Genomic DNA, 16143 nt, shown 5'->3' with positions numbered 1-16143 from the left:
GGTTTTACTATTATTAAAAGTGATCAATATTAATGCGAATACGTTTTTTATTTTTCATTGCCGCTGCATAACAAATGGTTCTTATTGATTGTATAACACTACCGTGTCTTCCAATTACTCGACCGATATCTTCTTTATTGACCATTATCTCATAAATAATATAGCCATCAGCGTCTTCTTCAAATTGTTTCACATAAATATCTTCTTTATGATCAACTAATGGTTCAATCAACGTTTTAATTAAATTTTCAATAGCCATTACTATTTACCTAATTTTTGATTATGGAATTTTTCCATAATTCCTTGTTGAGAAAATAATGAACGTACAGTATCTGTTGGTTGAGCGCCATTTGTTAGCCATGTAAGTGCTTTTTCTTCATCAATTTTTACTTCTGCAGGTTGAGTAACTGGATTATAAGTACCAATTATTTCTAAAAATCTTCCATCACGTGGAAAACGACTGTCAGCAGCAACAATACGATAAAATGGACGTTTTTTTGAACCAAAACGTTGAATACGTAATTTTACCATTTTTCTACCTCCTTAAAGATTATGATGTTAAGTAATTTTACTTGACACCATTATTATAACACGTTATGCTTTTTTGTCAACAAAAAAAAGAAGGAATTTAAAATCCTTCTTACAAGCTAAACGTGAAATCAGACATTTCTGATAACGAGAGTTCTACTTTTGTTACCCCATTAATTTTTTTAATCTTCTCAATAATAGACTTCACACTTGTATTATCAACATATAAATAAGCATATCGTAACTTATTAGAATGATAAATTAAATTACCAAAATTACCGATTTTTCTTAAACAATGTTGGTGATTATAATAAACGATTATTAATTTTCTAGAAATTTCCAATATTTACACCCCACCTACTTTAAAATTCATATTAATTTTTTCATGTTTCTCTTTAATATTTACTATTCTTTTTAGTTTAAATTCAATTTCATTTATATATAAATCAATCTCTTTTTCATATCTTTTATAAGTTTTAAACAGCTCATGGTTCATTAAATCAATTTTTGATTGTTGATATTGCTTTTTAATCTCATCAAAATTAGGGTAATATGATTTATATTTATATACTTCTTCAAAAGCTACTTTATTTTCTTGAAATACTGACAATAGTTTTTTCAATTCATTATCATCTAAAACTTTTTTTTCATACTCTATATAAAGTAGATAAGGATTGCTTGTCTTTATCGTATCCACTAAAGCATAAGTTTTTTCAATAATCTCAGTATAATTCATTTTATTCACCACACTCATACTATTATAGTATACATGAATTCACGAGTATAGTAAAGAAAAAATGAAATAATTCACAATATTATCGCTTCATATACTCATTAATCAAACTTAATAGTTGGACTTGATTTTTAAATCGATCTATTTTATGATTAAATGTTAATTTTAATTCCTCTTTAGCATTTTTTAAGTACTCTTTATATACATCAGGGTGACGATGTAAAGTTTTATACCACTCAGGATGGGTTCTTAAATAAAATAACATTTCATTATTTTTATATATTTCACTCATTATTGACTTATTCATCGTAATCATCAAAACGTCTAAATAATGGATCTACTCGTCTTCGTGGTGCATAATTCATATGACTTTGATTAGATTTTCCACCACTAAATGATTGAACAATACCAAGTACTTTTTGGATTGTTCCAATTGTTTTCGTGATGTCATCAGGATTTATTTTTTTGACATATTGTAGTGCACTACGTAAAAATTCTTGTCCTTCATCAGAATTTACACCTGATTCCATTGTTTCTTTATAGGTATCCCAACTACCATCATCTCCTAATAAAGTCCATTCTTCATAAATCGATTGCCATGATCTTTTTCCATCTCTTACTTCATTTTTTAATTTAGGATAATTTCTGATAAATTCTTTAAATTCCTCAATTGAATTGCTCATATAATACCCCCTTATACTATTCTATTAATAAAATATAGAATAATAATAAAAAGGTGCATATTATCCCTAATTTTCCTTGAGAGATGACTTTTTTTAGGCTAATATATATATTATTGAAGGTAAAAGAATTAATAAGGAGGAGAGAAACATTGGTTTTATGGAAAAAAATATTAAAACAATTTCTTTTAGAAAACTATGATTTATTAAAAGAAACAAATTGGATGATAATGGGTTCAATGGCAACTGCATTGCAAGGATGTAATATTATTCCGAATGATATGGATATCATTATGAAAAACAAAAAAGATGTCTACTTATTAGCGAAGTTAATGGATAAATATGCAATCAATGAAAGTAATGAGGAAGCAGTTCATTATAATGATAATTGGAAATCTACTAAAAAGAACCCAACTTTAGAAGATGAATATGATAAAACAAAGGACTGCTGGACATTTGGTAGATGGTTTATGGAAGCTTATAAAATTGAATGTGCTAGTATAATTCCACCAGAAGATTATTTGTGTAATAAGAAAGAGTCCGATGGTATTTGGGAAGGTGGACCCGAAATATGGAAATATAAAAAATACGTAAATTTCGATAATTACATTATTCCAGTAGTCCCATTAGAAGTTCAATTAGAAACGAATTTAAGTAGAAATTATCAAGATAGAGTAGATAAAATCATAGATTTATTTAATACATATTCTTTTGATAAAGAATTGCTTATTTATAGTTTATCAAAAAAGAATAAAGAAAAAATAAGAACTTATTGTCTTATATAAGATAAAAGAAACCATTCTTTTAAAAACAAAAATACATTGATACTTCCACATAATTTTTTCTTTCAACCTGAGTTTCAACACAATTTAGGAGATAACTCTATTACCCTAAAATGTTGTTAATTTATAAAATTTAAAAAGAGTTAAAGGAATGATACCTGCAACACTAATCATATTTAGAACACATTAACCAACATATAGTTAAACAAATCAAATATAATATTCAAAATAAATATTTTAATATTTTGAAATTTATGATACAATTTAGATGTTCAGTTAATATTTTTTTGGGAGGATAATATTATGAGAAAAGTCAATAATCTTACTTACTTAAATTTGTCAGAAATTCATGAATCTCTTAAAAAAGAAGTTGAAGATAATGATAAATTTAATAAAACATTTAGTGAAGAAGATATACTTCATCTGTTAGTTAACGGTGAAATTAGAGGTATAAAAATTGAAGGGAACTTTTATGCAAATCAATGTGAATTAAAGCACTTTATAGATAAATATGTTAATGTAGAGATTCATAAGTTAGTTCAATATGGTGGTGCTGTAGGGATTAATTTAACAGATGTAAAGTTAAACGGGAAAATTCTTGATATTGGAGGTGGAGGTGAAGGTATAATTGGACAATTAAAGGGTGATAATGTTATTGCTATTGATTCAAGGAGAGATGAATTAGAAGAAGCAAAAGGTGGACCATTAAAAATAGTTATGGATGCTAAAGAATTGATGTTTTTAGATAATACTTTTGATACAGTTACTTCATTTTTCACACTAATGTATATACCAAGTATAGACCATCAAAAAGTATTAGAAGAAATATATAGAGTTTTAAAACAGGATGGTGAATTTGTCCTATGGGATACAGTTATGTCAAAGAAAAATAATACAAAAGATTTTTATTCAATATTTTTAGAAATCCAATTACCAAACAAATCTGTTCTTACTGGATACGGAGTAGGAAAAAATGAACAGAGTTTGAATTACTTTATTGAATTAGCTGAGAAAGTTGGTTTTAAAGTAGTTAATACTCAAGAACTAAGCAATATTGCATATAATTTAAGATTAAGAAAATAAAATAATTTAATTATTAAATAGTTAAAAATGATTTTTAAATGTAAGCGTAAAATGCAGCACATTGACAAACAAAAATTTCCCACCTTTAATTAGGTAGGGATTTTTATTTGTTTGCGTTTATCTTCTCTTTAAATTCCTCAATTAAATTCCTCAATTGAATTGCTCATATAATACCCCCTTATACTATTCTATTAATAAAATATAGAATAATAATAAAAAGGTACATATAATGAGGGTGCTGAAAATCTAGTCTATTTTCAGATAACTAATATTAAATAAAAAAAGTTAGAAATGATTTAACTTCATTTTCTAACTTTTTTATTGTTTCTATTAAAGAATGAGATATATTCTATCCCATTAGTGTTACAATTCTTTTCAAGTTTACTGCGAATATTGTCATTGCTGATTGTATCTGCATACCTAAAAGGCCATGGGATTGACATCTTTTATATCCATGACTATTTTTCAATTCAGAATTTTTAGCTTCTATCTTATACCTTTCTTTTGCTAATTCTTTGAATTCTTTACTTTCTTGAAATTTTTCATGTTCTGCATGAACATTATCCTTCTTTAATGTAACTGTATAAGATCTACTATCTTGTCCTTCTTTATATCCACATTCTTCTTTAAATGGACACGTTTTACATTTTTCTACATCAAAATAATGCGTTTCTCGCAATGGAGTTCCTTCTATCTCATGTTTCTTTTTACCATGTAGTGCAACTCTAACTCTCATATGACCTGCTTTACATACATATCTTTTCGCATCTTTATTATATTCAAAATCCTCACATTTTCTTTTATTTCCTTTAGATACTGTTTTACTCAATTTTGAAACTAATTTAAATTCATTTTTTTTCGCATATTCTATTAGTTCTTTTTCTGAATACGCTCCATCCCCTATAAAAGCATCAACTTCAATTCCAGTTTCTTTTGATTTCACATATAATTCTCTTGCTTGCTTTCCATCGTGTTTATCTCCACTTGTCACAACTGCCGCTGTTATAATTCGTTCTGGCACCATCGCGATATGTGTTTTATATCCAAAGAATGATGTATCAGCTGATTTATGTCCTACTTTTGCATCCTTTTCTACCATTGAATTTATTTCTTCAATATTATCATTTACTATTTCTTCTAATAAGTTTGTTTTTAATCTAATATTTTCTCTGATTAGTAAATTTTCATCATTTCTAATTAATTCAACTAATTCATTACAGTATTTTATATGATCGTCTATATTCTTTGATATTGGCTTTTCAGGCATCTTATCTTTATAACTTTCATCAGTCTTATATACTACTTTTCGTAAATTTTTTGATTTCTCTTCTAAGATTTCAAGTGGTGATTTATAATTAAACATACTATTTGTATGTGTTGAGTCTACTATTAGTTGTTTTGATTTTATTAATCCTAAGTTTAGTGCTAGTTCTACTGTTTTTGAAATTAGTTTATCTAATAATTCTCCATCTTTTAATCGTAACTTTCTAAACTTTGTTAAACTTGTTGGATGGATAATATCTGTTTCTTCTGGAGCTATTTCTAAAAAATACTTATATGCCATATTTAATTGTGCTTGTTCAACTAAATCTCGGTCAGACATTGGATACATTACTTTTAATAATAATAATAATTTAAACATAAAAATAGGACATTTCGCTGTCGCTCCATTATCCTTTGTATATTTATCTTTTAATTCTTCATAAACAAATTCAAAATCCACTAATTCTTTAAATTTTCTTAATATATGATTCTTTGGAACCACAATATCATACAACTTACTGTATGGACTTAAGACAAGTTCTTTATTAGGTAGCATACTATCACCAATTTCAAATTATTTTCTACCTTCATTATATCATTTTTCACTTTCTTTTCGTTGTATTTATATGAAAAAAGGAAGAATAATTAATATACTCTTCCCAATTCACAATTTGATGAGACTTTTTCAGCAGCCTCCATATAATCCCTAATTTTCCTTGAGAGATAACCCTTTTCTAGGCTAAAACATATATTATAGAAGAAAAAGAATTAATAAGGAGGAATTAGCATGAATTATTGTTATCCTAACTATTATAATTGTAATCCAAGGTATATGGATAATGGAAGAGGATATTTGTTTGCCCTACTATTAGTATTGTTTATTTTGCTTGTTATTATAGGTAAAACAAATTAAATTGAATATAAATAAAATAGTTAAAAACACACTCTAAATGGAATACACCCCATATATTAATAGTGATAGAATACATTAAGGAGGGGTTTTCATGAATTACGGCGGTGCAGGTTATGGTTATGGCTATGGATATGGTTGCTGTGAACCAACTTATTGTTGTTGTCGTGGTGGATACGGATATGGATATGCATTAATTTTAGTATTATTTATCCTATTAGTTATCATTGGTTGTACTTGTTGTTTCCCACGTTGTTAATCTTAAGTTATAATTATTCTGGGAGGCATTGCTTCCCTTTTTTTATATTCGTGACATATGTACACGCACGAAATAGGTATTTTCCATATACTAACATGGATTTGATTTTAAGGAGGGATATTTATGTATGATGCAGGTTACGGAGGATATGGATGCTGTCCACCTATGCAAGGATGCAATCCTCACGGTGGATATGGGTATGCTTTAATCTTAGTCTTATTTATTTTATTAGTTATTATCGGTTGTACTTGTATGAAATAATATCCTATACTTAAGGGAGCAATTGCTTCCTTAAGATCTGAATTGGGTTAATGAAACACTCATAATTTAGATTAATGCATATATTATAAGTGAAATCACTTATAGGAGGGATTTTATGTATTACGGTGGTTATGGCTATGGCAGTGGATATGGATGTTGTTGTAATTACGGTTGTGAATATGGATATGCGTTAATTCTTGTATTATTTATTTTATTAGTAATAATTGGCTGTACTTGCTGTCCAGGATTCCATTAATAAAATACCTTTAAAGGAAGTACTTGCTTTTTTTAAAAGCAAATAGACTTCCTTTTCTTTTTATGGTTTATTTGCTATAATATTGAAGAGAATATTAATGGAGGTAATAAAAATGTTAACAATGAAGGATATCATCAGAGAAGGTCATCCAACACTTCAAAAGAATGCTTCTGAAGTAAGCCTTCCTATGTCCGATATAGATAAAAAAACTCTGTTTTCTATGATGGAATTTGTTAAACTCTCACAAGATGAAGAAACTTCACAGAAATATAATTTAAGACCTGGGGTTGGATTAGCTGCACCACAAATTAATGTTTCAAAAAGAATGATCGCAATCCATTCCACTAATGAAGATAATAAATTATTTAGCTATATGCTTGTAAACCCTAAAATTGTTAGCCATTCAGTTGAACAAACTTATCTTATGCCTGGTGAAGGATGTTTATCAGTCGACAGAGAGGTACCTGGTTATGTCTTTAGACCTAAACGAATTACTGTTAAGGGGTTTCAATTAAAAGAAAATGGTGACCTTACTCCAGTTTCTTTACGATTAAAAGGTTATATCGCAATTGTTTTTCAACATGAAATAGATCATTTAAATGGTGTTTTATTTACAGAACGTATTAATAAAGAAAATCCTTTTTTAGTACCCCAAGATATAAAACCTATAGACTTTTAATTATCAAAATAAAAAAAATGAGACATAAGTCTCATATTTTTATTTCAGTTAAGTTAATTCTAGATAGCTTTTAGATGGGATATATCCGAATTTAATTGAATATTAATATTATCTTCATCTATTTCTATGATACTTAAACAAGTTGACTCCATAAAAGGTGGTTCCCAAAACTTTTCTAATGGTCTATTTTCAAAATAATTTAAAATTTGTTTCGTTACTACTGCATGAGAAACAATTAAGACATTTTTATCGTTATTATAATGAATAATATTTCTTAAACTTCCTAAAACTCTTTTCTTAAAGATTTCATAACTTTCACCACTACTAGATTGATATAAATGTGGTTTTGTCCAAAACAAATCATATTGTGAAGATAATTTTCTAATTTCTTCATGTGGTAAACCTTCCCAATCACCAAAATGCATTTCTTTTAAGTGATTATCGATAATAATTTTGACATCATTATGTATAATTTTAGCTGTTTGAACCGCTCTTTTCATAGGACTAGAATAAATTATATCAATCTTTTCATCTTTCAATCTTTCTTTTAAACGCTTGGCTTGTTTAATCCCTAAATCTGTCAATTCAGAATCTTTACTACCTTGTAATAATCCTAACTTATTCCATTCGGTTTGACCGTGTCGTGTTAGGTATAACCTAATCACAATATATCCTCCTCACTCATAATTAATTAACGATTGTTTTATCATTCTCATATAGTTGGTTAATGATTTCTTCTAAATATTTACTTGGTTTTGCTTGATATGCTTTCTCATAATAATCTAAAGCTTGATAATTATTATTTTCATATTTTTCATAGATATTTCCTATTACTAAATATAAATGGGATAACTCAGTTTCTTTTAAGGAATTTGTTTCTATCTTAAATAAATATTCTAACGCTTTAGTTGAATCATGATAATGTTTTAGATATATTTGTGCAATAATAAAATGAATAATAAAATGATCTTTACTTAATTCAGCTACTTTTTTGAAATAATTTAACGCAGTATCGATATGCTTGTTATTCATTAAATTATAAAGCCCGATAAATGATAAAGCATTTAAATTACTTGGGTCTAGTTCAATCACTTTTTCAAAATACATCAACGCCTCATCCTTATCCTCATCAAGCATGACTTTTAAATAACCCACCATTAATAAAACTTCTTGACTTGTTATCTCAAATTCTTCTGCTGAATGTAAATATTTCTTAGCCTCAGAATGATTACCTAAAACTAAATAAATATTTGCTAGATAAGCATAATAGACCACATCATCCGGGAAAACCTCTATTGCTTTATTTAACAAATCTATGGTTTTATCTAAATCATTATATTGCGTAATTAATAGTTTTCCATACTCATAAATTAGTAATTCATTTAAGTTTCCCAACTCTAGTGCTTGATTAAAAATATCCCTTGCTTCATCATATCTCTTTTCTAGTACATATAGTTGTCCTAAATAAGTAAATGCTAAATCATTCTTATCATTAAGTTCAATTGCTTTATGCAAATTTTCCTCTGCTTTTTGGTATTCTTTATTCTTCTTCAAATCAATATAAGCAATTTGTGTATAAATTTCACTATCTTCTACATATTTTAGCGCTTCTGTAACCACAATGTAACTAGTATTAATATCATTAAGTCGTTCTAGATACAACCATGATAAATTAATATACGCATCTACATAGATTGAATCCAATTCTATCGCTTTTAAATAATGTTCTTTTGCTTGTTCATATTCCTGGAAATTAAACTCTAGTAATACCCCATAATTATAATGAACAGATGCTTCATCGGGAGTAATCATTAATGTTTTTTCATAATAACCTTTTGCCTTCTCATAATCTTTGTAGAAATCTGCATAAATGACTGCTAGATTATTTAACGCTTTAGAATCTCTTGGATTTTTTCTTAAAACGATTTCATATAATTTTGTTAATGATTCAAAATCATCTATTTCATCATAATATTCTATTAACGTTTCCATCGCCTGTTTATCTTCATCTTCTATTAATTTTTTTAGTTCTTCAATTTTAGCCTCATCCATACAATCACCACTTTCTTATATTAATTGTAATTTTTTCAATGCTTTTGATAAACCATCTTTATCAATATCATCAGTTACGATAGTTGCTATCTCTTTCACTGAATTTTTAGCATTTCCCATCGCAACACCAATATTTGCATATTGAAGCATTTCAATATCATTTGTAGAATCACCAAATGCAATAACATTTTCTCTCATAATCCCTAAGTGTTGACAAATCTTTTCCATTCCAATAGCTTTTGAAGCATTTATAGGGATAATATCAGCTCCATTATGTAACCAAGAAATGAATCTCACATATTGTGCAAATTTTTGCGAAAAATAAGGTATGTAATTTAAATCAAAAAATAATCCTTGATAAATATCCTTCTGAATGTCTTCTTCTGTCATCAATCTTGGCAATTTCATCTTAAAATCAGAAAATGATTTTAAGACCTGTGGACGATAACTAGAAATAAAGGTATCATCTTCTGTTAGAAAACCATAATCAACATCTTGTATTCTACACTCTTCTATAAATTCATGAATAAAAGTTTTATCAATCGGATTTTTATAAATTACTTCATCCTTATATAAAACAAACTGTCCATTGATTAATACATATCCATCAAAATCCAAATCATATCGAGAAAAAACTTCATCTCCTAAAACTTTAGATCTTCCTGAAGCAATACATACTGCGACACCATTTTGCTTTAGTTTATCTATAGCGTCTATCGTAGACGGATGAATGATATCATTATCATTATCAAATAGTGTTCCATCAATATCAATAAATACAATTTTTTGTGCCATGTACATCCTCCAAATCATTCATATGCCTATTTTTATTATAAATTAAAATTAATTTTTTTACCAATATTTTAGACATTTTATTAATAAAAGATTATAATATATACAGTTATTATTTTTCATTACAAAGAAAGGATTGATACATAATTTATGAATCATAAACTATTTAAACCAAATGAGCTGGGTATTTTTGCGCTTGGCGGACTTGGAGAAATTGGAAAAAACACCTATTGTATACAATTTAATGATGAAATTATTATTATAGATGCAGGTATTAAATTTCCAGAAAGTTATTTACTAGGGATTGATTATGTAATCCCTGATTATCAATATTTAATCGATAATCAAAATAAAATTAAAGGCTTATTTATCACACATGGTCATGAAGACCATATCGGTGGAATTCCCTTTTTATTAAAGCAAGTAAAAATACCTAAAATCTACTCTGGTAATCTAGCTATGGGAATCATAAAAAATAAGTTAGATGAACATAGACTTTTAAAAACAACTGATTTTGTAACCTATAAAGATAATGATGTGTTTACATTTAAACATTTAAGAATATCATTTTTTAGAACGAATCATTCGATACCTGATTCATTTGGTATCGCAGTTGAAACACCAGTTGGTACGGTTTGTCATACAGGTGACTTCAAATTCGACTTTACACCAATTGGTCCTATTGCTGATATTGCGAAAATGGCCACATTAGGTAAAAAAGGTGTTCTATGTTTGTTATCAGATAGTACCAACAGTGAATTACCTGAATTATCAATGAGTGAAAGACGTGTTGGGGATAGTATTAAAGAAATATTTAGACGCATTAATGGTCGTGTTATTGTCGCTACATTCGCCTCTAATATTCACCGTATTCAACAAATTGTCGAAGCAAGTATTGCTTCAAACCGAAAAATCGCTGTTTTCGGAAGAAGTATGGAATCTACATTAAAAGTTGGATTAGAATTAGGTTATATTAAATGTCCTGCAGATACTTTTATTGGTCGAGAACAATTAAAAATTATGAATGAACAACAAGTGACCATTTTATGTACTGGTTCCCAAGGTGAACCATTAGCAGCATTATCAAGAATAGCTGACGGTACACATCGCCAAATTTCTATCATTCCTGGAGATACAGTAATATTCTCATCATCTCCTATCCCAGGAAACGCAACGAGCGTTGGAAATACAATTAATAAATTATTTAGAGCTGGTGCTGATGTAATTACTCATAATCCATTAACAGATACCCATACATCAGGACATGCTGGACAAGAAGAATTAAAATTAATGATTCAACTTATGAAACCAAAATACTTTATGCCAATTCATGGTGAATACAGAATGCAGAAGATACATGCTGAATTAGCTGGTCAATGTGGGATTTCCCCAGAAAATACTTTTGTTTTAAACAATGGACAAGTATTAGCTTTTTCAAATAAAGGTCCAAGGATTGCTGGAGAAGTACAATCAGGCGCTATTTTTATTGATGGTAGTGGAATAGGAGATATTGGTAATGTTGTCATTAGAGACCGAAAAATCTTATCTAATGATGGATTATTAACTGTTGTAATTAATGTCGATTTACATACTAAACAAGTTTTAAGAAGACCTAATATTATTTCTCGAGGATTTATTTACCTAAAAGATTCTCAAGAACTTGTTAAAGAAATTGAAACTCAGACAATTGATTATTTCAACAAAATACTAAAAACTAGAAAGAATATTGTTCAAATAAAAAATGATTTAACTGATTATTTAGCGAGTTTCATTTATGATAAAATTCAACGTAAGCCAATGATTATTCCTGTCATCATGAATGTAAAACGTAAAGAGGCTTAATTTAATTATAAGAAACTATGACAAATTTGTGATAGTTTCTTTTTTTATAAATATATAAATAAAAACTGTAGATTTCTCTACAGTTTTTAAGATTATAAGTATTTCTTTAAATCTTCTACTTTATCTAGTCTTTCCCATGGTAAATCTAAATCATTACGTCCAAAGTGACCATAGGCAGCTGTTTGTTTATAAATAGGACGTCGTAAATCTAACATTTTTATGATTCCAGCAGGTCTTAAATCAAAATGTTTACGTACAATTTCAGTTATTTTACTATCAGAAATTCTACCTGTATCAAATGTATCTACGCGAACACTTGTAGGATGTGCTACACCAATTGCGTAAGATAATTGAATCTCACATTTATCAGCTAATTTAGCTGCGACAATGTTTTTAGCCACATAACGTGCTGCATAGCATGCACTCCGGTCAACCTTTGTATAATCTTTTCCTGAGAAAGCACCACCCCCATGACGAGCATAACCACCATAGGTATCTACGATTATTTTACGACCCGTTAATCCAGAATCCCCTTGTGGTCCACCAACAACAAAGCGACCTGTCGGATTGATAAAGTATTTTGTATTCTCATCAATCAATTCATTCGGTATAACTGCTTGAATAATATACTTTTTAACATCTTCTTGAATTTTCTCTAATGATACATCTGGTGCATGTTGCGTTGAAATAACAACTGTATCAATTCTAACCGGTCTATCATTTTCATCATACTCTACTGTCACTTGAGATTTTGCATCCGGTCTTAAGTAAGGTAATGTCTTATTTTTACGTAAATCAGCTAATTTTTTAGTTAATTTATGGGCAAGAACGATTGGTAAGGGCATAAATTCAGCTGTTTCATTTGTCGCATAACCAAACATTAATCCTTGGTCACCTGCACCAATAGCTTCTATATCATCAAAACTATCTGTTTGTTCACGATGTTCTAAAGCTTCGTTTACGCCTTGTGCTATATCAGCTGATTGCTCATTAATTGCCACTAATACCGCACAATGTTCTGCATCAAAACCATACTTCGCACGATCATATCCTATCTCACGAATAGTATCACGAACAATCTTTTGTATATCAATATGTGTGGTAGTTGATATTTCTCCCATGACTAAAACCAATCCATTTGTGACACTTGTTTCACATGCAACACGTGCTGTAGGGTCATCCTTTAATATCGCATCTAAAACAGCATCACTAATTTGATCACAAATCTTATCAGGATGTCCTTCTGTAACTGATTCAGATGTAAATAATTTTCTTTCTTTGCTCATTTTTGGTTCCTCCTATATATTATTAGTTTTTAATATATAATCCTTTGTATACATATCATTATAGAAATAAAAAAATCCGCACAACAAGGCGGATTAAATTACCATTCCCTTATTGATAAAGCTATCGCTTCCTAGAACTAGCACCTTCCACTTAGGGGGGTTGCTGCGATTTCATCGGGTTCTTACCTCCATCGCTCTGAATAAGGACTATATATAGTAGACATTATATATTATAAAACAAATTTTGTCAAATCATATCAAATAATTTTCACCAATAATATCGATAATTTTTTGTTCCACTTTACTTAAAGAGGAAATATCACTAACATTGTTTTTATCACTTAAATCAAAACCTACACCATTAACTAAATTAACAAAACCTTCTTTTTTCTTCCAATCAAAGAAAAACATACTGATTAGACCATAGGCATCTCCATGATGCCCTATATAATATAACTCTTTTTTAGAGGATAGTTGATCGTAATATAATGTATTGGTTATTTGCTGTGTCCCTAATCCATAGCTTAAAATGAAGTTATTATATAGTTCACCATTATTAAGTGTTTTATTAAATTGCCAATGAGATTTAAACATCATATCTAAACTTGACTGAGAAATAATTTCTTTACCTTGATAAATTCCATTATTCATAAGCATTAACATTACCTCAGCTAATTCATTACTTGATATCCTTAAATTTCCTTGTGGCCCAAAAAAACCAGGATTTACTCCTAAACGATAGGTATCTAAATTAATATTAGCTTCCATTTTTTCAGTATAATAATTATCTTTTGACGCAACGAAATGATTATTTCTTATATCATATAAAACACCTAATCGTTTTATCTGATGTTTAAAATCAAGAATATTAAAACTAAAATTTAATTTCATTGGTTCAAATAATTCTTTTATAAATAAATCAAATCTTTTTTGAGCCCTATTCTCGATAATCGCTCCTAATAAAAGGTAATTCAGATTACTATAAGTAAAATATTGACCAGGTTTCTTATAAGGTTCTTGGTTAAAAGACTTATCACTTAAAAATTCTTCAATTGTATTTTCATGAGAAATTAAATATCCATTATTGTCATTGATTGATGAGGTATGTGACAACAACATTCTTGTTGTAATTACAATATTATCAAAGTATGGATTTCTTACTCTAAAACCTAAATAATCACTAATATCATAATCTAAACTAATCTTTTGATTTTCATATAGTTTCATCACACCTAAGGCAGTAAAGAATTTGGAAATAGAAGCAACTCTTAAATAGGTATCATTTGTCATCGGTAAGCGATTACCCCCGTCTATCAAACGAAATCCTGCATTCATTCTAGCAACAATTTGATTATTTTTAATAACAGTGGTAGAGACACCAGAAATCAAATTGTCATTGATTAGTTGCTGGTACATATTCTTAACCTCTTGTTCTTTCATATATAACCTCAAACTCAACATGATTTTCAACAAATGTATTTAATAATGCTTCATCAAAGAAATGATTAAATGTTTCTGTTAATTCTTTGATGGCTTTATTATGAGGCAATGCTTTTTTATAACTTTGTTTTTCACGTAATGTAATATATATCTCACATAATAAAACCATTTGATTTTCAACACTAGAATCTTCAGCCTTAATTTTTTTGAAATTATCAGAAACAAACCATGATTCATACCGACTTCTAACCATCGCTTCACTTTTGATACGAATTCTTGTGCGTCTTAATAGCATATTTCCGATACCTAATTTATATCGTATCTTACTATAGTCTTTTAATAAGTCATTCTTCTCATCTTCACTATAATGTAAATCAAAATCTGTGTTAACACCAATAACAATTGCGAAATTAAATAACTCATCACACTTTTGTTCATCGAATTTCAATAGAAAACCAAATCTTTTTGTCATTAGTGCTGAAACATATTCATTACTTAATTCATCATTTTCTCTAACTTGCGAGAAATCATCAATCGTATCAAACACATCCCACAATACATTTTGAAATTCATTTTCTAACTCTTCTCTTTTTTTCAATTCATTTTTTCGTTCTTTATCCATATATTCACTAAAAAATACCATCGAAGTAATTACAAATATAAATAAAATTAAAAACATGGTATATACCATAATATCATGTTGCATGGTGATTAACGATTGACTAGAACTTCCCACTTCACTAATATGGATGAAAGTTGCTACTGAAAAAATGAGCACATCACCTAAAATAATTGCATGTCTATTTTGAAATAAAGCAATAATCACTAAAGCAATATATATAAAAATATAAGTATATGGTTCTGGATATAAAAAGAATAATCGTAAAGCGATATAACTAACAGATAATACCGCTAAATACATCCCCATCACTTGTTTTTCATAATCATCTTTTTGACTAGAAACAAAATAAGTTATTAATACATTAATTAATATCGTGGGTATTAGTAAAGATAATGTTTTTGGTAATCCTATTGATTCATAATACGTAGCGATAAATATTGTAATTAATATATTAGTTATCAGTAATAACCGATTAACAATTACATTTTTTCTTCGTAATACTTCAGTTGAATTTAATATATCAAATCCATCTACTTCTAATGAAAAAAACTTTAATATTAAAGAAAATAATTTCATAATTAATTTATTCATCATATCACATCCATCACATAATTTCTTTTATTTTATCATATATACCTTATAATGAAAACTATAAAAAAAAGAATCTCAAATTTT

The 16143-nt window shown here is 28.2% G+C and carries 21 protein-coding genes and 1 riboswitch; of the genes, 8 read left to right on the top strand and 13 right to left on the bottom strand.

The window, feature by feature from the left end; all coding sequences use genetic code 11:
* Positions 1 to 13: 13 nt before the first annotated feature.
* From KHQ81_04330 to KHQ81_04305, 6 genes are all read right to left on the bottom strand, one after another.
* Positions 14 to 259 carry a KH domain-containing protein gene (locus KHQ81_04330; protein QVK18944.1) on the bottom strand — a complete coding sequence of 82 codons (246 nt, stop codon included), beginning with the start codon at positions 257 to 259 and terminating at the stop codon, positions 14 to 16.
* Between the two features lie 2 nt (positions 260 to 261).
* Positions 262 to 531: a 30S ribosomal protein S16 gene (gene rpsP, locus KHQ81_04325; protein QVK18943.1), complete on the bottom strand. Its 270-nt coding sequence runs from the start codon at positions 529 to 531 to the stop codon at positions 262 to 264.
* 109 nt (positions 532 to 640) lie between these two features.
* Positions 641 to 871, bottom strand: a complete 231-nt coding sequence (locus KHQ81_04320; protein ID QVK18942.1) for a DUF2129 domain-containing protein — start codon at positions 869 to 871, stop codon at positions 641 to 643.
* Positions 872 to 874: 3 nt separating this feature from the next.
* Complete coding sequence (locus tag KHQ81_04315) at positions 875 to 1264, bottom strand: YlbF family regulator (protein ID QVK18941.1); 390 nt, start codon at positions 1262 to 1264, stop codon at positions 875 to 877.
* A gap of 79 nt (positions 1265 to 1343) precedes the next feature.
* A complete protein-coding gene (locus tag KHQ81_04310; GenBank protein QVK18940.1) occupies positions 1344 to 1568 on the bottom strand; it encodes a hypothetical protein in 225 nt (74 codons plus the stop codon).
* Positions 1561 to 1944, bottom strand: a complete 384-nt coding sequence (locus KHQ81_04305) for a hypothetical protein (protein ID QVK18939.1) — start codon at positions 1942 to 1944, stop codon at positions 1561 to 1563. Before KHQ81_04305 ends, KHQ81_04310 begins: the two co-directional genes overlap by 8 nt.
* Positions 1945 to 2093: 149 nt before the next feature.
* Here KHQ81_04305 and KHQ81_04300 point away from each other — a divergent pair, with 149 nt between their 5' ends.
* The gene (locus KHQ81_04300; protein QVK18938.1) at positions 2094 to 2726 is read left to right on the top strand and encodes a hypothetical protein; all 633 of its coding nucleotides are present in this window, start codon (positions 2094 to 2096) and stop codon (positions 2724 to 2726) included.
* A 300-nt stretch (positions 2727 to 3026) separates the two neighbouring features.
* Positions 3027 to 3806, top strand: coding sequence for a class I SAM-dependent methyltransferase (locus tag KHQ81_04295; GenBank protein ID QVK18937.1), 780 nt, complete (start codon positions 3027 to 3029; stop codon positions 3804 to 3806).
* A 349-nt stretch (positions 3807 to 4155) separates the two neighbouring features.
* Here KHQ81_04295 and KHQ81_04290 read toward each other — a convergent pair whose 3' ends face one another.
* Positions 4156 to 5625: an IS1182 family transposase gene (locus KHQ81_04290; protein QVK18936.1), complete on the bottom strand. Its 1470-nt coding sequence runs from the start codon at positions 5623 to 5625 to the stop codon at positions 4156 to 4158.
* Positions 5626 to 5856: 231 nt separating this feature from the next.
* On the opposite strand from KHQ81_04290, the gene KHQ81_04285 reads away from it, so the two are divergent.
* The 5 genes from KHQ81_04285 (at position 5857) to def (ending at position 7434) form a co-directional block, all read left to right on the top strand.
* Entirely contained in the window at positions 5857 to 5982 is a 126-nt protein-coding gene (locus KHQ81_04285; protein ID QVK18935.1) for a YjcZ family sporulation protein, read from the top strand.
* A 91-nt stretch (positions 5983 to 6073) separates the two neighbouring features.
* The gene (locus KHQ81_04280; protein ID QVK18934.1) at positions 6074 to 6238 is read left to right on the top strand and encodes a YjcZ family sporulation protein; all 165 of its coding nucleotides are present in this window, start codon (positions 6074 to 6076) and stop codon (positions 6236 to 6238) included.
* A gap of 123 nt (positions 6239 to 6361) precedes the next feature.
* A complete protein-coding gene (locus tag KHQ81_04275; protein QVK18933.1) occupies positions 6362 to 6499 on the top strand; it encodes a YjcZ family sporulation protein in 138 nt (45 codons plus the stop codon).
* Between the two features lie 115 nt (positions 6500 to 6614).
* Positions 6615 to 6755, top strand: a complete 141-nt coding sequence (locus KHQ81_04270; GenBank protein QVK18932.1) for a YjcZ family sporulation protein — start codon at positions 6615 to 6617, stop codon at positions 6753 to 6755.
* A gap of 112 nt (positions 6756 to 6867) precedes the next feature.
* Entirely contained in the window at positions 6868 to 7434 is a 567-nt protein-coding gene (gene def / locus KHQ81_04265) for a peptide deformylase (protein QVK18931.1), read from the top strand.
* A gap of 59 nt (positions 7435 to 7493) precedes the next feature.
* Here def and KHQ81_04260 read toward each other — a convergent pair whose 3' ends face one another.
* Genes KHQ81_04260 through KHQ81_04250 form a run of 3 tightly spaced genes read right to left on the bottom strand, consistent with a single transcriptional unit; the run spans position 7494 to position 10281 of the window.
* Positions 7494 to 8099, bottom strand: a complete 606-nt coding sequence (locus KHQ81_04260) for a histidine phosphatase family protein (protein ID QVK18930.1) — start codon at positions 8097 to 8099, stop codon at positions 7494 to 7496.
* Between the two features lie 22 nt (positions 8100 to 8121).
* Positions 8122 to 9486: a tetratricopeptide repeat protein gene (locus KHQ81_04255; GenBank protein QVK18929.1), complete on the bottom strand. Its 1365-nt coding sequence runs from the start codon at positions 9484 to 9486 to the stop codon at positions 8122 to 8124.
* Between the two features lie 15 nt (positions 9487 to 9501).
* Complete coding sequence (locus KHQ81_04250) at positions 9502 to 10281, bottom strand: Cof-type HAD-IIB family hydrolase (GenBank protein QVK18928.1); 780 nt, start codon at positions 10279 to 10281, stop codon at positions 9502 to 9504.
* 147 nt (positions 10282 to 10428) lie between these two features.
* Between KHQ81_04250 and KHQ81_04245 the strand changes: the two genes are divergently transcribed.
* A complete protein-coding gene (locus tag KHQ81_04245; protein ID QVK18927.1) occupies positions 10429 to 12120 on the top strand; it encodes a ribonuclease J in 1692 nt (563 codons plus the stop codon).
* Between the two features lie 92 nt (positions 12121 to 12212).
* Here KHQ81_04245 and metK read toward each other — a convergent pair whose 3' ends face one another.
* From metK to KHQ81_04230, 3 genes are all read right to left on the bottom strand, one after another.
* On the bottom strand, positions 12213 to 13406 hold the full coding sequence (gene metK / locus KHQ81_04240; protein ID QVK18926.1) for a methionine adenosyltransferase: 1194 nt from the start codon (positions 13404 to 13406) through the stop codon (positions 12213 to 12215).
* Positions 13407 to 13512: 106 nt separating this feature from the next.
* Positions 13513 to 13613, bottom strand: a riboswitch (SAM riboswitch).
* Positions 13614 to 13658: 45 nt separating this feature from the next.
* Positions 13659 to 14846, bottom strand: a complete 1188-nt coding sequence (locus KHQ81_04235; GenBank protein ID QVK18925.1) for a beta-lactamase family protein — start codon at positions 14844 to 14846, stop codon at positions 13659 to 13661.
* Positions 14827 to 16059, bottom strand: a complete 1233-nt coding sequence (locus tag KHQ81_04230; GenBank protein ID QVK18924.1) for a hypothetical protein — start codon at positions 16057 to 16059, stop codon at positions 14827 to 14829. The genes KHQ81_04235 and KHQ81_04230 overlap by 20 nt, the downstream gene beginning before the upstream one ends.
* Positions 16060 to 16143: the final 84 nt, after the last annotated feature.

It is taken from the genome of Mycoplasmatota bacterium (genome assembly GCA_018394295.1).
Lineage (GTDB): Bacteria > Bacillota_I > Bacilli_A > Haloplasmatales > Haloplasmataceae > JAENYC01.
This window is presented reverse-complemented; position numbering and strand designations above follow the sequence as displayed.